Origin of the sequence: Halomonas sp. MCCC 1A13316 (assembly GCF_014931605.1) — a bacterium.
Lineage (GTDB): Bacteria > Pseudomonadota > Gammaproteobacteria > Pseudomonadales > Halomonadaceae > Halomonas.
In genome coordinates this window covers 675588-700861 of record NZ_CP053382.1, presented here as the reverse complement: position 1 = coordinate 700861, position 25274 = coordinate 675588, and the positions used below count along the sequence as shown (strand labels likewise).

The following is a 25274-nucleotide window of genomic DNA, read 5'->3' as shown; positions in this document are numbered from 1 at the left end:
CCGTTCCTCATCAGGCCAGCAACGGAAAACCGGCTATCACGACGACCGTTACTGCTGCGGTAATGGCCATGAAATGCCAGTAGAGCGTAACGTTGCGGATATCGATGTCATGCTCGGCGGTCATGCGGCCGGCCCAGCGGCGGGCGATGCAGTAGCACTGCATAACCAGCCCCACGCCAAGATGGATGGTTGTCCACAGCACCAGGACCCAGACGGTGGCCGGATAGACGTGCCGTGTGGGATCCAGGCCATTCAGGTGCGGGCCGGCCAGTAGCGCCAGGATACCGGCCACATTGAGCAAGGCTCCCAGCCCCAACCCGAGAGTGAACGCCAACGGCCGGTCACTCCGGTTCCAGTGCCGCGACAATACCGTGCATACCCAAGCGCCAAGCAGGAGCGCCGCCGCTACGGCTGGCCAGAAAAGCCCCGGGCCGGTCGCAGGCTCAGGCGGAAAGTCGTCGTGCACGGTCCAGAAGAAAAAGTAGCCGAATAGCAGGCTGGCATAGGCACTCATGTCGCCGATCATGGTAATGAACATCGCCCACCAACCGACCGACGTCGAGCCGGAAGCATACAGCGGCAGCGTGACGCCCAGACCGACGTCCTTGCTGCGCTTCTCGGGTATCTTGGCGGTGCCCGTCCATAACCAGACCAGTACCGTGGCCAACGCCAGCACGGCACTAGTACCTGCGGCGAGATACCACTTGTAGGTCGCAAAGATGAAGGCACCACCGGTGAAGAGCGCCGCCCAGAGCGTGATGAACGTCGGCCCCGGCACTCGCAGGCACTGGATCGGGTCGGCATCGATGGTCGTGGTGATCAAGGTCTCCCGCTTGCCCTCTTCGGCATCGGGCAGGTAATAGCGCCCGGCATCGACGTCGCGTATGAGGTCGGGCTGATCCCAGAGCGGATAACGCCCCTTGATCAAGGGAATCGAGCGAACGCCCCAAGGTTTGCCAGGCATCTCCCCCAGCCACTCCAGAGTGCCCGCATTCCAGGGGTTGCGTTTCGCATAGGGCTGCTTCCCCTTCGGCCGCAGCACCTCGACGACCAGCACGGCGATGCCGGCCGCCAGGATGAACGCGCCGATGGTGGAGATCAGATTGAGCCCATCGAAGCCGAGATCGGCGGTATAAGTGAATACGCGGCGCGGCATTCCCAGCAGGCCGGTGAAGTGCATCGGCAGGAAGGTGACGTTGAAGCCTATGAACATCAGCCAGAACGCCCAGTAGCCCGGCTTGTCGGCCAACAGTTTGCCGGTAGCCATGGGATAGAAGTAGTAGAGCCCGGCGGCAACCGGGAACAACACGCCACCGATCAGAACATAGTGAAGGTGAGCCACCACGAAATAGGTATCGTGAGCCTGGAAGTCGAACGGCGCGATGGCCACCATCACCCCGGTGAGGCCGCCCAGGACGAAGATTGCCAAGGCGCCGGTGACGAACAGCATGGGCACCGAACGCACGAAGCGCCCGGCCATGGCCGTGGCCAGAAAGCAGAATATCTGCACCCCCGTGGGAATGGCGACCGCCTCGGAGGCCGCCGAGAAAAACGCCAAGGAAATGTTCGGCAACCCGGTGGTGTACATGTGGTGCACCCACAGCCCAAAACTGATGAAGCCAGTGCCGACAGCAGCCAGGACGACCCAGGTATAGCCGACGATGGGTCGCCGGGCGAAGGTGGGCACGATCATCGCGACCAGTGCGATCGCCGGCAGGAAAATGATATAGACCTCGGGGTGGCCGAATATCCAGAACAGATGCTGCCAAAGCAGCGGGTCGCCGCCCCGGCTGGGGTCGAAGAAAGGCCAGTCGAAGGCCCTTTGCAGCTCGAACAGCAAATCGCCGGCGATCAGCGGCGGAAAGGCGAACAGGATCATCACGGCCACGACGAGAATGTACCAGGCATAGAGGGGAAGCAGGTTGATACGCATGCCGGGTGGGCGTGTCTTGAGCACCCCGACGATGAGCTCCACCGCCGCGGCTAGCGATGCCACCTCGATGAAAGAGAGCCCCAGCAGCCAGATATCGGCTCCGAGCCCATCCTGATACGCCGTGGTCAGGGGCGGGTACATGAACCAGCCTCCTTCGGGAGCGACACCGAAGAAAATCGACCCGCAAACGAAGATGCCACCGATCAGGAAACTCCAGTAGCCGTATGCCGACAGACGCGGAAAAGGCAGATCCCGCGCCCCCAGCATTTGCGGCAGTATCATGATCGAAAAGGCTTCGAAAATCGGCACGCCGAACAGGAACATCATCACCGAGCCGTGCAGCGTGAAGACCTGGTTGTAGGTGGTGGCAGAGAGAAAGTCGTTTTCCGGAACGGCCAGTTGCGTACGCATCAATAGCGCCAGCACCCCGGCGAAGAGGAAAAAAATGAAGGAAGTTGCGGTGTACCAGAGCCCGACCTCGGAATTGTTGACCGCTGACCAGTAGCGCCAGCCGCTCGGCGTCTTCCAGGGCTGGCTGAGCCGCCGCTCTTGGGCCACTCGGCGCTCGCTGCCGCCTTGCTCGTCACCCTTGGGTATCTGGTCGGTCATTTCAATTCGCTCAAGTAAGCAGCGATTGCGGAGAGCTGAGCCGCGGGCAGCATGCCGAACGCCGGCATGTTCACTCCCGGCTTGATAGCGTCCGGATGTCTTATCCAGCGCTCGAAGGCCTCCGTATCGGTGGGCAGCGTTCCGGCACCAAGGCTCAAGCGACTACCGACATGGGTCAGGTCGGGACCCAACACCCCATCGGCAGACGTGCCGCGGATGGTATGGCAAGCACCGCAGCCATTCGCAATAAAGGCCTCCTGACCGCGGCGGGCGAGCTCGCCCTGAGGCGGCTGGGCGGGCGATGCCTGACGCTCGAGCCAAGTGTCGAACGCGTCCGGCTCCATCACTACGACGCGGAAGTTCATCAGCGCATGGGACGTGCCACAGAACTCGGCGCAGGCTCCGCGAAAGACACCCACCTTAGTGGGCTCCAGATACAGCCGTGTGGTTCGCCCGGGAATCATGTCGACCTTGCCGCCTAGCGAGGGAATCCAGAACGAATGGATGACGTCAGGGCTGGTCAAGCGGAATCCCACCCGCTCACCGACGGGAAGGCGCACTTCGTTGGCAAGTTCGACGGTGTCGCCCGACGGCGTTGGATACTGCACCCGCCACCACCAGCGCTCACCGGACACGGAAATCTGCAGCCCATCCTCGGCCGGGGCGCTTAACGAAGGAAGGAGCGACAGGCCGAAGACAAGCAAGACGCCCAATACAACGGGAGGAAGAATCACGCCACCGCCGAGGATCAGCCATCGCGCAGCGCGGCTGTCGTGGGGCCTGGGTCTGATATAGGTGACAAACACGGCGCAGCCGATCACCAGCACCCAGATCAGGATGAGGAACCCGCCCATCCACCAGAACAGCCGGGCTATCTGTTCGGCATCGACACCCGCCGGCTGCAGCGCCGACTGGGGCCCACTGCACCCTGACATCAGCGGCAGCGCGGTGAGCGCACTCCCCCCCCATCTCCTTGGAGATCTATTCGTCGCGTCCATGGTCAAGCCTTGTTCTATCGGGGCTTGCTTCTATCATCGAATGGAGTCCAGCGGCCCGCTGGGCTCGCCGAGCCGTCACTGGTTAACAATCTATGCCATATGCCGGTACCCAGCCAGCCGGTGTCGCGATAGACACCGGCTGGCTTCATGACGCCCCGTTCTCGCCGCCCTCCTCCGTTAGGGGAGTATTCCTGCCCTCACCCTTGGCGATATCGCGATGGCTGATGACCACCACCTCCCGCGGCCACCAGTCGGGATGGTTGTCCCTGATGAAGGCCAACAGCTTCTCACGGATGTTCATCTCCGCTATCCAGCCGGCGAAGGGGTCGGAGGCCATGAGATAGCAGGAGATCGTCTGCGCGTGCTCGGTCTGCCCCGTCACGTAGCACGACAGCTTGTGATGCTCGACGACGTTATCCTCCTCCTTGGCGTACTCCAGGAACTTCTCCCTGATGACCTGGGTATCGGCACTGAGGTGAACGACCAGCTCCAGCGTCCGGTACATCTTGGCGCTCTTGACGGAGAGATTCTCGAAGGGCTTGGAGACGAAGTACGTCACCGGCACGATCAGCCGTCGCTCATCCCAGCTTCGCAACCGAATGAAGGTGTAGAAGATGCCCTCTACATAGCACCACTGCCCCTCGAACATCACCAGGTCGCCGATGCGTATGGGCTTCGCCAGCGACAGCTGGAAGGAAGAGAGGATATTGCTCAGCACCGCCTGGCCCGCGATGCCCACCAGCACCGCCAGCACACTGGCCGACGCCAGCAGAGACAGCCCCAGCGTCTCGAACAGCTGGATCTGGCTCAGTACGTAGACGGAAACCGCCGTCACCATGATCAGGATGATGCCCCGGCGCAGCGCATAGAGCGTGGTGAGCAGCTTGCGCTCATCCTTGGGCTTGGTGTCGTCGATCTCCCCCACGATGCGACGCGTCACTTTCAGCAGGATGGTGTCCACCAGGCGCAGCGCAATCGTACCGACGCTCCAGGCCACGAGGATGATCAGCGATACGCGTATGAACGAGGTGGCCATGGCCGTGAAAGAGACCACGTAGTCGAGCAGTAGCTGAGCCACGAACGACATGACGAGAAGTGCCGTGGGCCACCGGATCCGGCCTGCAAAGATGCTCGGCGCCCCGTTGGGGAACCAGTGCGCCAGCAAGGCAACCAGGCCATGCACGCCCCACCCCACCAGGCCGATCACAATCAGGAACAGCGGGATGGCGATCCACTCCCAGATCTGAAGTACGCCCAACGGGGAGTTGAAGCGATCCGGAATGTACTCCTCCAGCAGCGAAGGGCCGTACTCCTCGTAAAGGAGGGGAATATACGAAACGCTATCCGGCGTGATCAGCCAGACCGGTTCCTCATCCTCCACGCGGTAGCGGGCCAGACGAATCTCGTAGGTCTGGCCATCGACCTTGAGCGATGCCAGTTCGAGATTCCGGCGCGGTTCTCCGGTCAGTGGGTGCTGTCCCGTGGGGTCCTCGATGGCGGCGTCTTCACGGCCCGATAGGTTGGAAGCATCGACCTGCTCGCCGCGCCGGAATACCGTCTCCAACTGCCTGGCCAACTGGGCCCCCCTCTCCTGCCGCTCCGAACGGTCCAGATCGGAAAGGTTGAGCACATGTGCCGCCGCGGAGAACTCCTTCTGTTCGGCAAGTTCGAGAAAGCTACGGATCGATTCGCGCGGCGTCTGCCGCTTGACCTCCTCGGGCACCTCGCCAAGCCCTTCGTTCAGCGAATCAACGCTGAACCATTGTTTCTCTTCGCTTTCACCCTCCTGCGATTGAGCCATGCACAGGCCGGAAAAGAGCAGCGCCACTGCCAATGTCAGCCGTAGCAGCCACGAGCCGTTTGCTTTCATATACCTCGTTCCTATCGATGCAAAGCCGCTGTCGGTTCCTTCTGACAGCGCCGTTCAGACCTGGCATATCAAAGCCAGGTACCAGGCTACCCGGACCAGGGGCTGGTCGAAGTACAGCTTAACGGCTACCGCTTCGTCCAGTCCGGCGAGGCGTTTGGTCTCCTGGCGAAGCGGATAATGAGCCGCCGCACAGGAGGAAGTGCTGGAGAGCCTCGATATGCCGCCGGGAGTGGGGGTGTCGGGGCTCGAAGCCGATGGCAACGGCCGTTTCTTCTGCGGCGGTGGAGGCAGCGGCAAGGTGAGGGCCGTTCGCCGTCCCTGAAAATAAAAAAGAAAGCCTTTGACCCACGGTGCCAAATCATGACACCGTGGGTTCAGCTGGTAAGCAAGTGGCATAGTTTCAGTAGCGTTCGGATTCATTCGGCAGCCTGTAATTTATCCCTGTCCTACCCGCTAACACATCTGGGTAACACCAGGAACATTGCAAGGCGCGATTGCGCGAAAGGATGCAGAACATGGCAACTGGTACCGTAAAGTGGTTCAACGACTCCAAAGGTTTCGGCTTCATTACTCCGGCCGACGGTGGCGATGATCTCTTTGCCCACTTCTCCGAGATTCAGTCGGAAGGCTTCAAGTCCCTGCAGGAAGGTCAAACCGTCTCTTTCGACGTGACCCAGGGCAAGAAAGGCCTTCAGGCTTCGAACATCAAACTCGCCTGACCTAACGGTCACGAGTTGTCGAACCTCTCCGGTTCGAAATCAGGGCCCGCCTAGGCGGGCCTTGTTGCGTTCTGGGGTTGGCGAGCGAAATCGGGAATGCGGAAGCGCCGGCGCTAGGCACTCGGGGCGAGGCCGGTGGTGCGCTTGAACAGGCGCCGGAAGAACGCCGAATCCTCGTAGCCGACACGCCAACTGATCTCCTCCACCGAGGCCTCGGTGCGTTCCAGACGACGCTTGGCATCCTCGATACGCAGGCGCTGCACGTAGGCGATCGGCGTCAGGCCGGTGGCGGCGGCGAAGCGCCGCTTGAAAGTGCGCTCGGCCAGCAGCGAGCGTTCGATCATCGCCTCCACCGGGTGGGCCAGCGCGAAATGCTCATCCAACCACTGCTGCCCGCGCTGAATCTCGCCATCGCCATGGTCCGTCTTGGCGGCGAATACCAGGTAAGGCGTAAGCCCATCCTGATGCCACTGCAGCGCGAACAGCCGCGCCACTTCCTGCGCCGTGGTGGCACCGGCATAGCGTGCGATGAGATAGAGCGCCAGGTCGTGCCAGCTCATCGAAGCCCCCGAATCCACCAGCTCCTCCTGCTGGCCGGCAATCACCAGCACGCGCTCCGGGTGCGTGGACACGGCGGGGTAGCTGGCCATGAACGCTTCCGCGTAGCCGAAGTGAACCGTTGCCTCCTTGCCGTCGAACAGTCCGGTCTCGGCCAGCAGGAACACCCCCGAACACGCCGAGCAGAGCACCGCGCCGCGCTCATGCATGGCGCGCAGCCATTCGACCAGATGGGGATAGCGCCCCTTCTCCCAGGCTTGAGCAGGAAGCAATACCGAGGGAACGATGATGATGTCGCTACTCTCGATGCTGTCGATAGAGCGCTGGACATCGATCGGCACGCCGCTGAGCAACTTCAGCGCTCCCACGGCCTCCCCCACGATCTCGATATGAAAGGGGGCGGGGGCATTTGGCGCCACCAGACCCATCAATGCCACACCGTTCAACCTGATCCTCGAAGCGAGGCGCTGACCGTACGAGACGCAAAATAAAAAATAAACCCTTTGACCCACGGTGCCCATGCATGACACCGTGGGTCAGCTGGTAGCAAGCAGTACGGTTTCAGTAGCATTCGAATTCTTTCGGCAGCCTGTAATTGAACCTTGTTTTACCCGCAACACAACTGGGTAAAACCAGGAATATCGCAAGGCGCTAAATGCGCGAAAGGATTTATTATGACGACTGGAACAGTCAAGTGGTTCAATGATTCCAAAGGCTTCGGCTTCATCACTCCCGCCGATGGCGGTGACGATGTCTTTGCCCACTTCTCCGAAATTCAGGCAGAAGGCTTCAAGTCCCTGCAGGAAGGTCAAAGCGTCTCCTTCGACGTGACCCAGGGCAAGAAAGGCCTTCAGGCTTCGAACATCCAACTCGCCTGACCTGACGGTCACGAGTTTTCGAACCTCTCCGGTTCGATAGCAAGGCCCGCCTAGGCGGGCCTTGTTGCGTTGTAGCGAGGAATACGCCAAACGGGAGAGCGCAGCATTCCTCGACGATCCGCCACCGCCCCGTTCGCAAACGCTTCTTCGCCGAGATACCTGGAGCGCGCAAGGCCGAGGAGAGGCTGGGGCGTCAACCAAGGTCGTCGGCAGCGACGCAGTCGGCATTGGCTCGCCTGCGTGATAGCACCCGGTCACGAGGCCAGCGCCTCGAAGCGCTGAATTTCCTCCGCAGGCAAACGACGGGCCTCGCGAGCGACGTTGGCCTGCATGCTGACTCGGGCCACCTCGCGCAGGGCCTCATTGACAGTCTTGTGCTGGTGGGTACGAAACCACTCCAACACCTCGGCCAGGTGCCAGAGTGCTGCGCGCCCTTCATGTAGCGGCAACGGAAAGGTCGCCAGGTGAGACTGCAGCAGCTTGCGCATATTCTGGCGGCTGAACGCGAACAGCTCCGCGATATCCGTCACCCCTACCAGGTCAGGGCCGGCTTCGATCAGACGCGCCTCTGGTATGGCACGCTTCACATCTGCCATGGCGCTAGTAATCGCCCCATGGGCCGAGGCCGCTTCACGTGAAAACTCCAGAGCCAGGCGACCTTTCTGCCCCAGCCCGACCAACGCATCGTCACAGCCTTCCTCAAAGAGACGGGTTTCCAGCGTCTCCATGTCGAGCGCGTCAGGAACGGCAAATTTCAGGGTGAAGTCGTAATGGGTCATGATTTGTCGTCCTCCTCGGAGGATGGGCCCGTACAGTTGTCGACGACACGACGCATTGTCTGGCATGGCTGGCCGGGTTCTTCGGAGTACTCCACACGCTCACAATACAGAACTCGCCACAGCGACATTCCGTGTCGTTATAGGGGCAGTACAGGCGTCCCCAGGCATGTCCGGACGCCGGTTCAACCCGCCAGCCGTGTGCTTCGGCATACACCAAGGCTGCCTCGATTTCCTTCTTGCTATGACGTGAACGTGTCATCCAACCTCCTAGCAACAGCATAGGGTGCACACTGATAAGTTGTCAATTGACAACCTATCAGTGTGCAGACTTCTCTCGGGAAGGCGTTAAAGGCATCCTTCGGCTCGGCTCGGCCAGTCGGGATTGGTGCAAGAACATGAACTTGTTCGAATCGCCAGTCTTATTACATACAACGACCGCCACGTCCTGCGTAAGCAATCGCCGAAACATTTGTAAGCCATATCTCAACCCTCCGCTCAGTCATGACCCGCCGCTCCAGGCGAACGATAATGAGTTTCAACATGGAGAATGACCGAGGGATTGGGATGTACTCATCGAAGATTGGCAGATCCTTTTTTGCCGCCCTGTTGCTTGCCGCGTGCTCAACGGCCAGCGGCGAACCACCGGCGCACTATCTGGAGCGCGCCGGTGCTGCGCTGATGGAAGCCAGTGGGGACACGCAGCGGCTCGAAAACGCGCTGGCGATCTATGACGAGGGGCTGGAGCTCCACCCCGACAACACCGAACTGCGTAGTAACCGCGCCAGCCTGCTTACCAGTCTGGGCCGCTACGAAGAAGCTAAGCTCGACCTGGATGAACTTCACGAAGGGGGATTGCACAAGGAGGGAATGCTGCTGCGCTGCATGCTGCATGAGCGCCTGGAGGGAACCACGGACGATGCCTTGCCATGCTACGCGGGGGCGGAAGCCGCCTTTGCCACGGCCAGCGAGACAAGCGACCAACCGAATGCTAATCAAATCCTGGCAGCGCGCCTGGCCGGCTCGCCCGAGGCCGAAGTGCTATTGCTGGAGTGGCAGGCCAGCGAGGCTCCGGTGGTAGACCCGATCGTGGGAGAGCTGCTCGAGATGGAGCGGGAGGAGTTGATCCGGCAGTTTTTGCCGTAAGCTGCACGGTATTTAGTATTTAGTACCGAGCGCCACCGTGACAGGCTGAACCTATGGAGAATGAATGATTGCCAAGAAAGAACGCGGCAAGATGGAGCGACGGCTGACCGCTTCGCTGACTCACGCCTGTGAGCAGGCCAAGCCGGTGCTGCCCGGCTTTAGCTGGCTAACCCACGAGGCCGATTACCAGCGCTTTCCCGAGAGCTTGGTGGTGACCTGGGTATTCGATACCCACCCCAACCTGGCGAATGCCCTAAAGGGCGATGCCCGGCAATACATCGAAGACCTGACCGCCGAGGCACTGGCCGAGGCCGGGCTCGATGTCGGCGACATCTCGCGGCATCTCGACTTCGACAGCGAAGAAGCGTGCCAGCGGGAGCATGGCGGCGACTGGCAGCGCAGGTTGCGCACCAAGCCAACGAGGCATTGATGGCCAAGAAGATCGAAAGCCCCTGTGTCTCGGTTTGCCAGCTAAAAGGGGATCTCTGCATCGGCTGCGGCCGCACGATGGAAGAGATACGCCAGTGGAAAGCGATGAAGCGGCCGGAAAAAATGAAAACGGTGAAGCGCGCCGAGGAGCGCATGAAGAAGATCCCGAGAGATTGATGCGGTCTTAGCGGAGCTCGCTCGCCTGGGCGAACTGCCCGCGCCCGAGGGAACTCTGGCATCATCGTAGGGAAGGTGAAGCGGAGGGAGTTACCGGAATGGAAGACATCGCCGAACGGGCTGCACTGTTCAGCCGGGCCGCCCACCAGGCCGTGGGGCAGCGGCGCAAGTACACCGACGAGCCCTACTGGCGGCACCCGGCTAACGTCGCAGAGAGGGTGTCGGCCGTGGAGTCGGCGACAGCGGAGATGATCGCCGCCGCGCACTTGCACGACGTACTCGAGGATACCGCCGTGACGGCGCAGGACATCGAGGCGTGCTTCGGCGAGCGGGTGGCCGTCCTGGTCCTGGAGTTGACGGATCAATTCGTCGATCCGGAAATCGGCAACCGCGCTCACCGCAAGGCGCTGGAGCGTGACAGGCTGGCTCGGGTTTCCCCGGAAGCGCAGACCATCAAGTACGCCGACCTGATTGACAACACCGGCAGCATCGTCGCGCGGGCTCCCGGCTTCGCCCGGGTCTACCTGGAGGAGAAGCGGCGACTGCTGGAAGTAATGGCAGAGGGGGACGAGGCGCTAAGGCGCAAGGCTTGGAGCGTATTAGTGGAAGGCGAGGCAAGGATCCGCGGCGCTGCGCGATAAACAGCGGCAGCCGCCCGAGCCCCATCGCTACCGTATAAGCGCGACCTTTCCAAAGTTACCGCTCGGTAATTATTCCCGCACACCGAGCCTTGATCACCATGAGAATTACCGAGCGGTAATGTCCCGCTGCGAGACGCCGGAACCAGCACCCACCACACCGTCCCTGAAGTTGACCATAGCCAGTCCATGGCCAGACCATGGCGGCCCTCAGTGCAGCGCCTACACTTTCCGGTAATGGCGCGAGCAAACCCCATGGCCAACCACGGACAAAAACTCCACTCATCCCCATGGATGCGGGTAAAAATTCTGCTCACCGATAAAAATACAGCACCTTCATCTTAGTTTTAAGCACCCAGCAGATTTTATGAGAAGTGCTGATAAACTCCGCCCATGACAGGCTCTGCCCCGCGGCGGAGCTTTCTTTATCCATCGGCAGGGAGACCTTAATGGCCCGCAATATCATCGTTCTTGGTGCCGGCATGGTCGGCGTATCCGTGGCCTGGCATCTGGTGCGTCGCGGTCATGACGTCACGCTGGTGGACCGCCGCGAGCCGGGGCTCGAGACCTCCTTCGGCAATGCCGGCATCATCCAGCGCGAGGCGGTGCGACCCTACGCCTTCCCGCGGGATATCGGCACCCTGCTGCGGGTGCTGCCCAACCGCAAGGTGGATATTCGCTACCGCCCCACCGGCATGCTGAACGCGGCGGGCCCGCTGCTGGACTACTGGCTGAACTCGAGCGGTAAGCGCTACGAGCGCATCGTAAACGAGTGGGCGTCGCTGATCATGCGCTGCCAGGATGCCCACGCGCCGATGATCGAGGCCGCCGGCGCCGAGGCACTAGTGCGCAAAGGTGGCTGGCTGGAGCTTTACCGCACCCGCAAGGAGTTCGAGGAGCGCCAGGAAACGGCCCGGGAGAACCACGAACGCTTCGGGGTCGAGTATGAAGTGCTGGACGCCGAGGCGCTCTACGCCAAGGAGCCGCATCTGGGCAAGGGGCTGATCGGGGCGATCTACTGGACGCAGCCCTGGATGGTCTCGGACCCGGGCGGCCTGGTGCAGGCCTACGCCCGCAGCTTTGCCGAACAGGGCGGCCGTGTGATGCAGGCCAGCGTCGAGGACGTGCTCCAAGGTGAGGGCGGCTGGCGAGTCAAGACCAGCGAGGGGACCCTGGAGGCAGATGAGGTGGTGGTGGCCCTGGGGCCCTGGGCCGGAGAATTGCTGGGAAGGCTGGGCATGAAAGTGCCGCTGTTCGTGAAGCGCGGCTACCACATGCACTACTCCGCCGAAGGGGAAGCCAAGCTCAACCACTGGGTGATGGATGCCGAGAAGGGCTTCCTGCTCGAGCCGATGCGCGCCGGGATTCGCCTGACCACCGGCGCCGAACTGGCCGACCTGGAATCGCCACCCCAGTACAATCAGCTGGCCGCCGCCGAGAAGGTGGCACGCAAGCTGTTCCCACTAGGCAAGCGTCGCGACAGCCAGCCCTGGAAGGGCGCCCGCCCCTGCCTGCCCGACATGAAGCCGGTGATCGGCCCGGCCCCCAACAAGGAAGGGCTATGGCTCGCCTTCGGCCACGGCCATCAGGGCTTTACCCTCGGCCCCGCCACCGGCGAACTGCTCGCTCAGATGATGGATGGCGAAGAGCCCGCGGTGGATATGACCCCGTTCCGCGTCGACCGCTTCTGAAGGTGAGGTTAATACGCAAGCGGGCGCCGCGTGCCGGCTGACATAATTCAGGCGTGACACGCGGCGTGTCGGTTATTTGTTAAGCTGAGGTAGCTCGCGAAACGGCACTGCAGCGATACGTGTGCCTTATTTGCTTATAGCCCATACCATTCGACTAGCTGCTGGTTTGCCCTGAGGCGCTGCCGTTGGATCATCACGCTATCGAACAGACCATCAAGAGAAAGAGACTGCACTAGAGGGAGGGAGGCTTGTGCTTCATCGTGAAACTGAGTGGCAAGTTCAAACTGTCCAATAATGATGTTCCACCAGCTTAGGATATCCTCACGAGAACGTTCCATCAGAGCGGCGGCCGGCAATCTATCGGATTTCGCCGAGTTGGCTCGTTCGGTAACAGGCAGTAGGTTCCAAAGATCATTATTCTGCCAGCGAGCCCAAGGGAAGCAGTGGTCGATGGCGTAGACACTGCGATGCAAGTCTTGGCGAGACCAGACACAAGGCAAAGGCTTCGGATCTTCTAACTGCTGCGCCACGAGTTGGCGAACCTGAAGTGTTTCCCGACGGCTCTCCGGCCAACGCAGCGCCTGATACAACCGACCAGTTTCCATCTGAGTATTATAGCCCTGCATCAGAAGCACCCACTCATTAGTGATGGCAGGCTCCAGCCAGCAGGCATAACGACTCATGCAGTCCCAGATGTGGGCGGGAATTCGAAAGGTACCGAAGGAAGCGAGCATGTCTCGATCCAGCCGGACCGCACGCTCGGAAATTCTAAAACTCGTGATATTGCCTTCAAAAATGGGCCGATTACTGCCCGGCCAAGTCGTGTAGTGGGCGGGCATCTTTACGACGGTCTGGCATGCGGTTCGTATTGCTCGCAAGACAGTGGCAGCCGTGGCGGGATCACTCAGTGGGCTGCCGAGACGCATATCACCAGGCGCCAGGCTGGCGAGGCGGTAGAAGTCCTCCTTTGCGAAACCATAATTCCGCGAGCCAGGCGATTGGCGCAGCTGGTAATCCAGCAGCAACGGTCGGTAAAGAAATAACCAGTATAGCCCCACGGCTCCCAACGGCAGCGTGACAAAATCTTCGTCTCGCTCCAGTACGATACCCGGCGCAGTATCGGCCAGCCTTACTAGCGTACGCAGCAGACCCAGCTTATAGGTCGAGGACTTATCGTCATTGACGATGACATGGCGAAGCACTGGCAGAGCACCCGTACCGTCATCGGGCAGCCGAAAGACGCTCAACTGCCACACTATCCCTTCTCTTTTTAAACGATCATCGCTACTGGTGGAGGCGACGGGAAGCAGCGCAAGATCATGAGCCCAACGATCCAGCGCAGCCTGGCTGACCTCGAAGAACTGTCGGTCGTCACCTGCGTCGCCTTGGCGAAAAGTGATGACCAACACGCCACCTGGCGCGAGCAGCGAGGCCAGCACCCGCAGAGCTCGCTTTTGCTCCTCCGGACGCAGATGCATCCACACCGCAGAAACCATGATCAGCTGATAGCGCTGGGAGAGCGTCCGTACTTGGCTCAAACCAGGCAGCCGGTCATCAAGCCAAGTGATATCGCAGCCCTGAGTGTGGTCACGGCCTAACCCGCGCATTGCCGCTGCGGGTTCTACCGCCATCACTTGCCAACCACGCTCCGCCAGCGCCTTTGCATCACGGCCGCTGCCAGCCCCGACATCAAGCGCGAGCCCGGGGCGAGGTGGCAGGTAAGAAAGCCAGTCTTGGTGCACGTCGTCAAAGCTCAGCGATTGATACTGCTGAAAGAAGCGCTTTGCCTGTTCGTGGTAAGGCAGCTCGCTCGACATTACATTCCTCTATAGCTTGAAGCACTAGCGAACGGACTGCTAACGGCCAGGAGCGGTCGTTCAGATGAATCTAATATAATGCCTGCGTAATGGGTCGGTTTGGAGCGCAAGCGGAAAATCGGTCACGTTGATGAATTGGTTAGATTTCACCTTGCATTTGACCCAGACGGCTTGTTGGTCGCTTGCGCATCTATCAAAACCAACTCTTTACCTTCTTTGAGCTCTAACTCTTTCATTATTTTCTGAACCCGAAATAGCTCGCTGTCGCTAAAATACAAAATCACTTTAATGGATTTCTTCGTTTCATTTGCTGCTTTATAAACTTCCACCTGCTTTGCCAGATTCTGCTTCAGCTTGGAATTGCTAGCCAGTTTGAACTCTACAAGGGTGCTATCTTTCGATCCTCTGGATATTTTATAGTCGACCGGACCACGACCATTATTGACTTCAGCATTAACATCGTCTTGTGAAGCGTACCAGGTCAGTCGAAACATAAGCTGAAGGTCCGACTCACGCTTGATTGGTTGGCCATTAGAATAAAAAATTCGGTAGCCATCATTATTTTCAATAACTTGCTTTAAAAACAGAACGCGATTGTACGCTTCATCATGTGTGTCGTCAGAAGTCTCGTAAAAACTGCTTTCATCCTTCAAGCTCTCAATTAAGCTAGCCACTTGTCGTATGAAAACCGTCTCTATTTCGTGGACCTTTTGTTCACTCAATGCAACAGCTTGATCACCTGTGTCTTCCTTGAGCCGGATGTAGCGGTCAATTAACTCAGGGAAATTCCTTAATGTCTTAGCTATGGCCTCATTGATTTCACGCTGCTTCGCATCTTCTGGTACTCGGCGAAGAAAATAGTCGTTTACTTGGTCTCTTAACTCTACGTTGGGGATAGCTGCGACAATGTCATCAAAATCACCAATTATGTCATGCTTGTTAATCCATGCTTCATCCTTGGTAAGGATGTCTTTTGGTGTCAACAATACATAATCACCATCTATATAAGGTAGCGTATATTTTTTTGACGTCCAGCGGCGAGTTTTATAATTAAACTCCGCGTGCGGGACCATAACTGACTTAGTTCGAGAAGAGTCGATATATTTTTGAGAAAAATCTTGCGTGTACTCGCACAAATACGACTTTATAAGATTGGTAGTGAAGTCGCTTATGCTGTCTTTTCCAACTCCCTCCTTAATTAGGCACAGTTTTTCTAAGTGGCTGCTTTTCGTTATCTTCTCTGAACCAAAATCATTGAATATGTTGCTAAGGTTTTCATTTAGCGCGTTTGCAAAGTCCGGCCCTAGGCCAGACCCACCATTTCCCACTTTGCTGAAACCTAACCAATTCTGCCTTACTTCAGGGAATAGGAACCAATGCCGGACCAATCCTTTAGAGATCGTCCCAGCCTCTGACATGTCACGGAGAAATCCAATATATTTTATGATTTCATCATGCAAATGCTGATATTCCGGCTTATCACTATTAAAAAGCAAAAACGGATCTATAAAGACAGGCAGGTCATTAATCAAGGAGACATTAAACGCACCATACTCTTCGAGATCGTCCTTTGAAACAGAAAAATAGTCCGAAAAATAGACGTTCATTCAAATCTCCTTGTAAACCTAACGCCTTGGTTAAGCTGCCCGGACGGAGCGCAGCGTAGTACCGGTCAGCTTCACCCACTTGTTAAGCCTTGTTTTGTCTGGGCCTAGCGTGAACTGCTGCTGCAGCGCTTTGCCCGCCAAAGAATACGTTATTGTCTTCGTCATTCGGTGCTTCGGGCCAGTACGGACCCTCTACCCTTTTCAAATTTATTGGGATCTCGATTTCAAAATCTAACTCAGCATCTCGATACCAAGACAGAGCCGGAAGCCCGGCATATTCGGGCTTCGTGCTACATAGATAAGCCACGGGGTAATACTTGAGTAGCTGAAATACGGCCGGTTCGTTGAATGTTCCTCTCGGAACAAACATACCGAAATCTCTGATCGCTACAGATGTGGCGTAAGGATAAATCCAATAAAAAATATGAATATCTTCCGGAAGCGGCATATTGGGATCTAGAACATATTCTCTCGCCGCCCTATCAAAGGCGGTATCTTCTATCTCGACCTTGGCGGCTACGATGTGCCCAAGCAGAGCTTTCATTAACCTTTGCGGTTTAACTTTATGGGAAAGCTCTTCAGGAAGCGCAATGCCTGATTTCAGATAGCGCCCAACTGACGTCGCAAAATCGTTAATGGTGGGATCATACTCACGTCCTAGAAGGGAGTTACATTCACTGCAAATGGTTCTGTACTTGACCCCGTTTTGCGACTCCCTCAGCTTCGGCTTCTCTCGGTCACCGGCCATAATCTCGAAGACCGTTTCCATTTCAACAGGACCAAGCTCAATTCCGCCTTTCGGTGGAACATGGTCCCATGAGAGCGCTTTTTCCTCTCGACAGAGGTTGCATATAGATTTTTTTTCACGCTTGGATTTCGCGTAATGCACAAACTCTCTCCCTGAGGCTTAAAGTTGTATTATGTAACATGCTCGATATTTCACTTGAACGTGCACGTACGTTCAACAATGTTATGCTGTGCAAGCGAGCACATCTTATCCTATTGAAAATTCTAGACATAAAATATAACTCGACTACATAGCACCGATCATCGTGCATGCTACATATCCCCGATGAACGTGCTCGCTGCCCTTCCTGGCACGGCCGCTTTGGGTCGGTAGCGGAACCCCGCACTACATCTCCGCTAGACTATTTCAAAGCTAGCTTCGAAGATCGAATGCATTTATAGCAAAAAGCACACTACCGCCCGGGGATGACATCCTTTCCCTGCGACAGCCCTGTCTGCGTTGTACTACCTGTTCTATCGGCGGTCGTCTCGGCAACCTTAACCTGAGTTAACTAAACCTTGTAACGAATTGCAAAGGAAAAGGGCTTACCCATTGGTAAGCCCTTCATCTCATTTAGATTAGCCGTGTCAGGCGTTCTGCCTAGGTAGCCTCACTCCCACTCGATTGTCGCGGGCGGCTTGCTGCTCACATCGTAGGTCACACGGGAAACGCCGCGGATCTCGTTGATGATGCGGTTGGAAACCTTCTCCAGCAGCTCGTACGGCAGGTGGGCCCAGCGTGCGGTCATGAAATCGATGGTTTCCACGGCGCGCAGGGCGATGACCCATTCGTAGCGGCGGCCGTCGCCGACCACTCCGACGGACTTCACCGGCAGGAACACGGCGAAGGCCTGGCTGGTCTTGTGGTACCAGTCGGCGTTGTGCAGTTCCTCGATGAAGATGGCGTCGGCTTCGCGCAGGATGTCGGCGTACTCCTTCTTCACTTCGCCGAGAATGCGCACGCCCAGTCCCGGCCCCGGGAAGGGGTGGCGGTACACCATGTCGTAGGGCAGGCCGAGTTCCAGGCCGAGCTTGCGTACTTCGTCCTTGAACAGTTCGCGCAGCGGTTCGACCAGCTGCAGCTTCATGGTTTCGGGCAGGCCGCCGACGTTGTGGTGCGACTTGATCACGTGGGCCTTGCCGGTCTTGCTGGCGGCGGATTCGATCACGTCGGGGTAGATGGTGCCCTGGGCCAGGAAGTCGACGCCTTCGATCTTGCTGGCCTCTTCATCGAACACGTCGATGAAGGTGTTGCCGATGATCTTGCGCTTGGCTTCGGGGTCGTTCTCGCCTTCCAGCTTGCCGAGGAACAGGTCTTCGGCATCCACGCGGATCACCTTCACGCCCATGTGGCGGGCGAAGGTTTCCATCACCTGGTCGCCTTCGTTCTTGCGCAGCAGGCCGTTGTCGACGAACACGCAGGTGAGCTGGTCGCCGATGGCCTTGTGCAGCAGCGCCGCCACTACCGAGGAGTCCACGCCGCCGGAGAGACCGAGCAGCACGTGGCGGTCGCCGACCTGGTCGCGCACGCGGGCGATCTGGTCTTCGATGATGCGCGCTGGGGTCCACAGCTTCTCGGCGCCGCAGATGCCGACCACGAAGTGCTCGAGGATGCGCATGCCTTGCAGGGTGTGGGTCACCTCGGGGTGGAACTGCACCGCGTAGAAGCGCTTCTCCGGCCAGGTCATGGCGGCTACGGGGCAGCTCGGGGTCGAGGCGGTCACGGTGAAGGGCTCGGGCGCGCGGGCGACCTTGTCGCCGTGGCTCATCCACACGTCGAGCAGCGCCTTGCCGTCGTGGTCGACGTGGTCCTTGATGTCGCGGAACAGCTCGTCGTCGCCGTCTACCCGAACCTGGGCGTAGCCGAACTCCTGCTTGTTGGAGCCCTGTACCTCGCCGCCGAGCTGCGCCGCCATGGTCTGCATGCCGTAGCAGATGCCCAGCACCGGCAAGCCCATCTCGAACACGCACTGGGGCGCGCGGGGCGAGCCGGCCGCCACGGTGGATTCCGGGCCGCCGGAGAGGATGATGCCGTTGGGCTGATACTCGCGGATCTCCTCCTCGGTGATGTCGAAGGCGCGCACTTCGGAGTACACGCCGATCTCGCGCACGCGGCGGGCGATCAGCTGGGTGTACTGGGAGCCGAAGTCGAGGATGAGGATCTTGTGGGCGTGAATGTCGGTCATCTGGGCGTCTCTAGGCAACGTATGGCGGCGGGGCAAGGCGTGGCACGAACGAGCGGCGTCGCTGGCTGAGCGTCAGGCTAGGCGAAAACGGCCGAAAGCAGCGGAGTTGACGTGGTTGTCAATGAGCATGCTGAGGCCGTTTTCAACAACGCATGGCGCCAGATCAACGGCGCCGCTAGCCCGCCCGGTAGTTGGGGGCTTCTTTGGTAATCTGCACGTCATGCACATGCGATTCGGCGAAGCCGGCGCCGGTGATCTGCACGAACTCCGGCTTGGTGCGCATCTCCAGGATGCTGGTGCAGCCGGTGTAGCCCATGGAGGCGCGCAGGCCGCCCATCAGCTGGTGGACGATGGCGCTCATCACGCCCTTGTAGGGCACGCGGCCTTCGATGCCCTCCGGCACCAGCTTCTCGGCGCCGGCATCCTTGTCCTGGAAGTAGCGATCGGCGCTGCCCTGGCTCTGGGCCATGGCGCCCATCGAGCCCATGCCACGGTAGGCCTTGTAGGTACGGCCCTGGAACAGTTCGACCTCGCCCGGGGCTTCCTCGGTGCCGGCCAGCAGGCCGCCGACCATTACCGAGCTGGCGCCGGCGGCGATGGCCTTGGCCAGGTCGCCGGAGAAGCGCACGCCGCCGTCGGCGATCAGCGGGATGTCGTACTCCTTGAGCGCCTCGGCGACGTTGGAAACCGCGGTGATCTGCGGCACGCCGACGCCTGCCACCACGCGGGTGGTGCAGATGGAGCCGGGGCCGATGCCCACCTTGACGCCATCGGCGCCGGCTTCGGCCAGCGCGCGGGCGGCGGCGGCGGTGGCGATGTTGCCGCCGATCACCTGAATCTGCGGGAAGTGCTCCTTGACCCAGGCCACGCGGTCGATCACGCCCTTGGAGTGGCCGTGTGCGGTGTCGACGATGATGGCGTCGACGCCGGCTTCGGCCAGGGCGGCCACGCGGTCGGGCGTTTCCGGCCCGGTGCCCACGGCGGCGCCGACCAGCAGGCGGCCGTCGGCGTCCTTGGCGGCGTTGGGGAAGGTGCGTGCCTTCTCGATGTCCTTGAAGGTGACCAGGCCGCGCAGGTGGAAGGCATCGTTGACCACCAGCATCTTCTCGACCCGGTGTTCCTGCATCCTGGACTTGATCACGTCGAGTTCGGTGCCCTCGGGCACCGTCACCAGATGCTCGCGCGTCGTCATGATGTCGGAAACGCTATCGCCCTGGTTGGGCTGGAAGCGCATGTCGCGCTCGGTCACGATCCCCACCAGGGTCTCGCCCTCCACCACCGGGAAGCCGGAGAAGCCGTACTCCTGGGCCATGGAAAGCAGGTCCTCGAGCTTGGCTTTGGGCCCCACCGTTACCGGGTCCTTGACGATCACGCTCTCGTGTTTCTTGACCTTGCGCACCTCGGCCGCCTGGGCGGTGATGCTCATGTTCTTGTGGATGATGCCCATGCCGCCTTCCTGGGCCATGGCGATGGCCAGGCGCGCTTCGGTCACGGTATCCATGGCGGCGGAGACAAGGGGGATGTTGAGGTAGAGGTCGCGGGACAGGCGGGTCCGCAGGCTGACGTCCTTGGGCAGGACTTCCGAGTAGCCGGGTAGGAGTAATACGTCGTCGAACGTAAGAGCTTCTTGGGCCATACGTAGCATAGTCGGCAACACCCAGTGCTGGTGGGGGGAGTGGGGAAAGTAATCGACCATTATAGCGCCCCGGCCAAGGGGCGGGCAATGCGAGTACCGGCCGTGTCGATTTGTCAACGCCGCCTGAATTCGCGTCGCCAACGCTGCATGAAGGCATCGCGCCGCTGCGGGTCGACGAACGACAGCAGCGAGGCATCGATCGGGATGGGATAGAGCCGATCGCCGACCTGGTCGCGCAGGCGCTGGGCGGTATAGGGGCCGATCACGTCGGGGCGCACGCTGAACAGCGGCGTCTCGCCGGCGATCACCCGCTGGCCTTCGCGGCTGAGCAGGAAGTCGAGGAACTGCCGGGCCGCGGCGGGGTGCGGCGCATCGCGATGGATGAACGCCATGCGCATCATCACCAGCGAGTAGTCCTGGGGCACCTGGACGATCACTTCGGGATGCTCTTGGGCCCACACCATGGCGTAGGAGCCCAGCAGGTTGTAGCCCAGCCAGTAGCGGCCTTCACTGATGCCTTCGAGCATGTCGCGGGTGTTGGCTTCGAGCACCGCCTCGGCGTTGCCCATGGCGGCGACCAGGTCCCAGAAACGGGTGGTATAGCGGGCATCCTGCTGGAACAGCGTGTAGCCCACGCCGCTTTGGGACGGCGAGTAGGTGGCCACCCGCCCGCGCAGCAGATCCCACTGCTCGGTCAGCAGCGTGTGCAGGTCGGCATGGGTGGCCGGCGGCATCATGTGGCGCGACAGGTCGAGGCGGTAGGCCATGACGATCGGCTCGAAGGTGAAGCCGAACACTTCGTCGCGCCACTTGGCCCATTCAGGCCAAGCCCGCGCCTCGGCCGAATCCAGGCGGCTGGCGTAGCCTTCGTTGACGCGCGCCATCTGCCACGGCATGGCCGAGCTGATCACCACGTCCGGCGCCGGGGCGGCGCCGGCCACGCGCTCGTCGACCTCCAGCGTAGAGCGGTCGCGGAAGTCCAGGTCGATGTCGGGATGCGCTTGCTCGAAGGCTGCCAGCAGCGGTGCGACCACGTCCCTGTCGAGCGCCGCCTCGACCACGAGCGGATTCGCCGCCTGGCCCGGGGCCGCCGCCAGCAGGAGAGCGACGAACGCGAAGGCATTGCAATAGCGGGGCATCATGGCCGGTTCTCCAGGGGGAAGGAAACGCTGATTCGCAGCCCGCACGGCGTGTGCGGCGCTACCTTCAGGCGGGCATCGTGGCGCCGGGCGATGGAATCGACGATCGCCAGCCCCAACCCCGAGCCTTCGGTGTCCTGGCGTCCGCCACGCTCGAAGGGCTGGTGCAGGCGTTCCATCACCTCGGGGGCCACGCCGGGGCCGTCGTCCTCGATGTAGAGCTCCACTTCTCCATCGCGCTTCCCTTCTCCACAGCGCTTCACCAGGCCAAGGGTGATCACGCTATCCGGCGGCGTGTAGCGCAGGGCGTTATCGATCAGGTTGCCGAGCAGTTCCCGCAGCGCCCACGGCTCGCCGTTCACATAGAGCGGGGTCGCGGGAAGCTCGGCCAAGCCCAGGTCATGGTCCCGGGCGACGTCGCGCCCGGCCCAGTCGAATACGGTCTCGCGCAGCAGCGCCGTCAGGTCGAGCCGGTGCATCTCGCCGCCATCGGCGACGTGGCGCAGTCGCGCCAGGCTGAGAAGCTGGCTCGCCAGGCGGCTGGTGCGTTCGGCCCCCTGATGAACCGCCTCCAGCGCCCGGTGCCACTCTTCGGGCCGGGTGCTCTTCAAGGCCAGCTCGCTGGTGCTCTGCAGCCCCGAGAGGGGTGTCTTGAGCTGGTGGCTGGCATCGGCGGTGAAGCGCAGCAGCGCATCGCGGCTCTCGCGCTGGCGGGCGAACAGGGTATCGAGCGTTTCGGCCAGCTCGCGTAGCTCTTCGGGCACCCGCGCATCGAGCGGGCGCATGTCGTCGGCCTCGCGCTGGCGCAGCAGCTGGCGCAGCCGGCGCATGGGCTTCAACGCCACCCGCATCGCCAGCAGCATCAGCAACCCCGCCAGCAACACCATGACCAGGAAGCGGCTCACCGCGCCCTCGAACAGCTCGCCGGTCAAGGCCTGGCGTCCAGCCAGGGTATGGCCGACCCAGATCTGCACTGGGTCCTGGGTTTCCCAACCCGCGGAGTCGAACTCCCAGCCATGCAGGCGCCACTCAGCGCCGCTGTGCGCGGCGTTCGTCCACAGCGGCTGCTCGGCTACCTCGCTACGCCACTCGGCCGATATGGGGATATCCAGATTGGCCGAGACCCGCCGCCCTTCGGCGTCGAGCACGGCGTAGAAGACCCGCTCCTGATGGCGGGTGGCGATGATCTGCAGCGCCGCGGCGGGAATCTCCACCACCGGCTGCCCTTCCTGCCACTGCACGGCCTCGGCAATGGTCTGCGTCGCCGATTCGAGCTGGCTGTCGTAGGCGCGCTCGGCGGCGCGCTGCGAACTGAAGTAGGCCTCGACCAGCAGCAGCGCGCCCAGTGCAGTGACGGTGACGAACAGCCATACCGCGAGGCGCGACTTGAGGGTGCCGTCGACCTCGATCACTCGCGCTCTTCCTCGAGCCGATAGCCCAGGCCGCGAAAGGTGCGGATGCGCAGCCCGCTGTCCTTCAGCCGCTTGCGCAGGCGGCTGATGTAGACCTCCAGGGCATTGGAGCCCACCTCACCGAAACCGAACAGCCGGTTCTCGAGCATCTCGCGCGGGGTGATGCTGCCGGCATGCAGCAGCAGGTCTTCCAGCAGGCACAGCTCGCGACGCGGCAGCTCGAGGGGTTCGTCATGCAGCGTGGCGAGGCCCAGGGCCGGGTCGAAGCACAGCGCGCCCAGGCGCAGGCGGTTGTCGCTGCGCTGCTGGCTGCGCCGCAGCAGGGCGCGCACCCGCGCCTCGAGCTCGGCGAGCGAGAACGGCTTGGCCAGATAGTCGTCGGCGCCCAGGTCGAGCCCGCGCACCCGGTCGTCGATGCCGTCGCGGGCGGTGAGGATCAGCACCGGGGTGGTGTCGCCGCGTTCGCGCAGTTCGCCGAGCAGCGTCAGGCCGTCGCCGTCGGGCAGCCCCAGGTCGAGCAGGATCAGGTCGAAGCTATCGTGGCGCAGTGCCGCGCTGGCCTCGGCATGGCGCGCGAAGCCTTCGACAGTATTGCCCAGCGGTGTAAGGGCCTGGTGCAGCGAACGGGCGATGAGAGGATCGTCCTCGACGACGAGCAGGCGCATACGACCAAAGTCCCATGAGGCGGTGGCGAGATGACAGGTTGGTGAAAGGTTGCGCGCCTAGCATGGCCGTTCTGGCATCCACAGCGATGGCAGGCGGGGAAATCCCTCTCCGCGTTCACAGAACAAGAGAACAGGAGTTCGCCATGAAGATCAACAAGGCTTTCCGTCACTGCTCCGGGCTGGCCCTGCTGGGCGGCATGCTGGTCGCCGGCGGTGCGCAGGCCCAATCCGATTCCACCGAGTGTATCGCCCCGGCCAAGCCGGGCGGCGGCTACGACCTGACCTGCCGCCTGGCGGCCAACGGCCTGCAGGAAACCGGGCTGATCGACCAGCCGATGGTCGTCACCTACATGCCGGGCGGCATCGGTGCCGTGGCCTACAACCACGTCAACGGCGTGCGCACCGACGATCCCAACCTGATCGTGGCGGCCAGCACCGGCGCGGCGGTCAACCTGGCGCTGGGCAAGTTCGGCCAGTACGACGCTACCGAAGTCCGCTGGCTGGGCGCCCTGGGCGTCGACTACGGCGCCATCGTGGTCAATGCCGATGCGCCCTGGCAGGACCTCGACGAGCTGATGGCCGATCTGCGCGACAGCCCCGGCGAGATCGCCTTCGGCGCCGGCGGCACGATCGGCAGCCAGGACTGGATGAAGGCGGCGCTGACCGCCAAGTCCGCCGACATTGCCCCGCAAGACCTGCGTTACGTTGCCTTCGAGGGTGGCGGCGAAGCACTGGCGGCGCTGCTCGGCGACCATATCCAGGTCTTTACCGGTGACCTCTCCGAGCTCAAGTCGCAGCTCGAGAGCGGCAAGGTCCGCGTGCTGGCGGCGCTCTCCGAGGAGCGCATGGGCGGCCCCTACGCCGATATCCCCACCGCCGCCGAGCAGGGCTACGACGTGCAGTGGCCGATCTGGCGCGGCTATTACATGGGCCCTGAGGTCGACGATGAAGCCTACGCTGCCTGGGTCGAGCGGCTCACCGAACTGTCCGAGTCGGAGCAGTTCGCCGAGCTGCGAGAGGCCCGCGGACTGTTCCCGATGTCGCGCTTCGGGCCCGAGTTCGATAGCTACGTCCAGGAGCAGGTCGCGCAGTTCAAGTCACTGGCAGAAGAAGTGGGCCTGAGCCAATGAAGCTTGCCGCCGACCGAGTACTGGGCCTGTGCCTGATCGGTCTGGCGGCGTTCGTCGCCGTCCAGGCCGCCAGGCTTCACGTGCCTTTCAGCTACGACCCCGTGGGGCCCAAGGCCTTTCCACTGCTGCTGTCGATCCTGCTCGCCGGCCTGTCACTGGTGCTGGTGCTCAAGCCCGGCAGCAACGGCCACTGGCCCGACCGCTCCCTGGTCGTGAAGCTGCTGGCAGTGCTCGCCGCGCTGCTGGTCTACGCACTGCTGTTCACGCGGCTGGGCTTCATTGCCACCACTCTGCTGACGGCGTTCGCGCTGGCGCGGGCTTTCGCCGCTCCCTGGGGCAAGGCGCTGCTGACCGGCGTGCTGATGGCCGTGGGCAGCTATTACGTGTTCACCGCCGGGCTGGGGATCTCGCTGCCCAGCGGTGACTGGCTGCGCCCCTTCATCTAGAGGAACGTCATCATGTTTAGAGGAACGC

The 25274-nt window shown here is 61.1% G+C and carries 22 protein-coding genes; 9 read left to right on the top strand and 13 right to left on the bottom strand.

Translation table 11 applies throughout. From position 1 onward, the window contains the following. Positions 1 to 10: 10 nt before the first annotated feature. From ctaD to HNO52_RS03220, 3 genes are all read right to left on the bottom strand, one after another. Complete coding sequence (ctaD, locus tag HNO52_RS03230) at positions 11 to 2542, bottom strand: cytochrome c oxidase subunit I (RefSeq protein ID WP_197567725.1); 2532 nt, start codon at positions 2540 to 2542, stop codon at positions 11 to 13. Beyond that, entirely contained in the window at positions 2539 to 3540 is a 1002-nt protein-coding gene (gene coxB / locus HNO52_RS03225) for a cytochrome c oxidase subunit II (protein ID WP_197567724.1), read from the bottom strand. The genes ctaD and coxB overlap by 4 nt, the downstream gene beginning before the upstream one ends. Before the next feature lie 145 nt (positions 3541 to 3685). Next, the gene (locus tag HNO52_RS03220) at positions 3686 to 5410 is read right to left on the bottom strand and encodes a mechanosensitive ion channel domain-containing protein (RefSeq protein ID WP_197567723.1); all 1725 of its coding nucleotides are present in this window, start codon (positions 5408 to 5410) and stop codon (positions 3686 to 3688) included. A 515-nt stretch (positions 5411 to 5925) separates the two neighbouring features. Here HNO52_RS03220 and HNO52_RS03215 point away from each other — a divergent pair. Then, positions 5926 to 6129 (top strand): cold-shock protein, encoded by a 204-nt coding sequence (locus tag HNO52_RS03215; RefSeq protein WP_167112041.1) that lies wholly within the window; start codon positions 5926 to 5928, stop codon positions 6127 to 6129. A gap of 113 nt (positions 6130 to 6242) precedes the next feature. Here HNO52_RS03215 and HNO52_RS03210 read toward each other — a convergent pair whose 3' ends face one another. Then, positions 6243 to 7124, bottom strand: a complete 882-nt coding sequence (locus HNO52_RS03210; RefSeq protein WP_232090741.1) for a GlxA family transcriptional regulator — start codon at positions 7122 to 7124, stop codon at positions 6243 to 6245. A 237-nt stretch (positions 7125 to 7361) separates the two neighbouring features. Here HNO52_RS03210 and HNO52_RS03205 point away from each other — a divergent pair, with 237 nt between their 5' ends. After that, the gene (locus HNO52_RS03205) at positions 7362 to 7565 is read left to right on the top strand and encodes a cold-shock protein (protein WP_197567718.1); all 204 of its coding nucleotides are present in this window, start codon (positions 7362 to 7364) and stop codon (positions 7563 to 7565) included. 254 nt (positions 7566 to 7819) lie between these two features. Here the strand turns inward: HNO52_RS03205 and HNO52_RS03200 are convergent, their stop codons facing one another. Beyond that, positions 7820 to 8344 (bottom strand): helix-turn-helix transcriptional regulator, encoded by a 525-nt coding sequence (locus HNO52_RS03200; protein ID WP_197567716.1) that lies wholly within the window; start codon positions 8342 to 8344, stop codon positions 7820 to 7822. Between the two features lie 564 nt (positions 8345 to 8908). On the opposite strand from HNO52_RS03200, the gene HNO52_RS03195 reads away from it, so the two are divergent. The 5 genes from HNO52_RS03195 (at position 8909) to HNO52_RS03175 (ending at position 12422) form a co-directional block, all read left to right on the top strand. Next, complete coding sequence (locus HNO52_RS03195; RefSeq protein ID WP_197567714.1) at positions 8909 to 9487, top strand: tetratricopeptide repeat protein; 579 nt, start codon at positions 8909 to 8911, stop codon at positions 9485 to 9487. 64 nt (positions 9488 to 9551) lie between these two features. Then, entirely contained in the window at positions 9552 to 9917 is a 366-nt protein-coding gene (locus tag HNO52_RS03190) for a hypothetical protein (protein ID WP_197567712.1), read from the top strand. Continuing rightward, the gene (locus tag HNO52_RS03185; RefSeq protein WP_197567710.1) at positions 9917 to 10093 is read left to right on the top strand and encodes a DUF1289 domain-containing protein; all 177 of its coding nucleotides are present in this window, start codon (positions 9917 to 9919) and stop codon (positions 10091 to 10093) included. Before HNO52_RS03190 ends, HNO52_RS03185 begins: the two co-directional genes overlap by 1 nt. Positions 10094 to 10191: 98 nt before the next feature. Next, positions 10192 to 10734 (top strand): HD domain-containing protein, encoded by a 543-nt coding sequence (locus HNO52_RS03180; protein ID WP_197567709.1) that lies wholly within the window; start codon positions 10192 to 10194, stop codon positions 10732 to 10734. A 446-nt stretch (positions 10735 to 11180) separates the two neighbouring features. Beyond that, positions 11181 to 12422, top strand: a complete 1242-nt coding sequence (locus tag HNO52_RS03175; protein WP_197567708.1) for an NAD(P)/FAD-dependent oxidoreductase — start codon at positions 11181 to 11183, stop codon at positions 12420 to 12422. 134 nt (positions 12423 to 12556) lie between these two features. Here HNO52_RS03175 and HNO52_RS03170 read toward each other — a convergent pair whose 3' ends face one another. From HNO52_RS03170 to HNO52_RS03135, 8 genes are all read right to left on the bottom strand, one after another. Next, positions 12557 to 14239, bottom strand: coding sequence for a class I SAM-dependent methyltransferase (locus HNO52_RS03170; RefSeq protein ID WP_197567707.1), 1683 nt, complete (start codon positions 14237 to 14239; stop codon positions 12557 to 12559). 146 nt (positions 14240 to 14385) lie between these two features. Next, a complete protein-coding gene (locus HNO52_RS03165) occupies positions 14386 to 15846 on the bottom strand; it encodes a DUF8370 family protein (protein ID WP_197567702.1) in 1461 nt (486 codons plus the stop codon). A gap of 82 nt (positions 15847 to 15928) precedes the next feature. Next, positions 15929 to 16735, bottom strand: a complete 807-nt coding sequence (locus HNO52_RS03160; protein ID WP_197567700.1) for a hypothetical protein — start codon at positions 16733 to 16735, stop codon at positions 15929 to 15931. Between the two features lie 508 nt (positions 16736 to 17243). Beyond that, a complete protein-coding gene (gene guaA, locus HNO52_RS03155) occupies positions 17244 to 18818 on the bottom strand; it encodes a glutamine-hydrolyzing GMP synthase (RefSeq protein WP_197567698.1) in 1575 nt (524 codons plus the stop codon). Between the two features lie 175 nt (positions 18819 to 18993). Then, positions 18994 to 20463: an IMP dehydrogenase gene (guaB, locus tag HNO52_RS03150; protein ID WP_197567694.1), complete on the bottom strand. Its 1470-nt coding sequence runs from the start codon at positions 20461 to 20463 to the stop codon at positions 18994 to 18996. Between the two features lie 104 nt (positions 20464 to 20567). Continuing rightward, a complete protein-coding gene (locus HNO52_RS03145) occupies positions 20568 to 21596 on the bottom strand; it encodes an ABC transporter substrate-binding protein (RefSeq protein ID WP_232090499.1) in 1029 nt (342 codons plus the stop codon). Beyond that, positions 21593 to 23005, bottom strand: a complete 1413-nt coding sequence (locus HNO52_RS03140; protein WP_197567684.1) for a sensor histidine kinase — start codon at positions 23003 to 23005, stop codon at positions 21593 to 21595. Before HNO52_RS03140 ends, HNO52_RS03145 begins: the two co-directional genes overlap by 4 nt. Next, positions 23002 to 23670 carry a response regulator gene (locus tag HNO52_RS03135; RefSeq protein WP_197567682.1) on the bottom strand — a complete coding sequence of 223 codons (669 nt, stop codon included), beginning with the start codon at positions 23668 to 23670 and terminating at the stop codon, positions 23002 to 23004. Before HNO52_RS03135 ends, HNO52_RS03140 begins: the two co-directional genes overlap by 4 nt. Positions 23671 to 23813: 143 nt before the next feature. Here HNO52_RS03135 and HNO52_RS03130 point away from each other — a divergent pair, with 143 nt between their 5' ends. After that, the gene (locus HNO52_RS03130) at positions 23814 to 24800 is read left to right on the top strand and encodes a Bug family tripartite tricarboxylate transporter substrate binding protein (protein ID WP_197567680.1); all 987 of its coding nucleotides are present in this window, start codon (positions 23814 to 23816) and stop codon (positions 24798 to 24800) included. Further along, positions 24797 to 25246, top strand: a complete 450-nt coding sequence (locus tag HNO52_RS03125) for a tripartite tricarboxylate transporter TctB family protein (RefSeq protein WP_197567678.1) — start codon at positions 24797 to 24799, stop codon at positions 25244 to 25246. The genes HNO52_RS03130 and HNO52_RS03125 overlap by 4 nt, the downstream gene beginning before the upstream one ends. Positions 25247 to 25274: the final 28 nt, after the last annotated feature.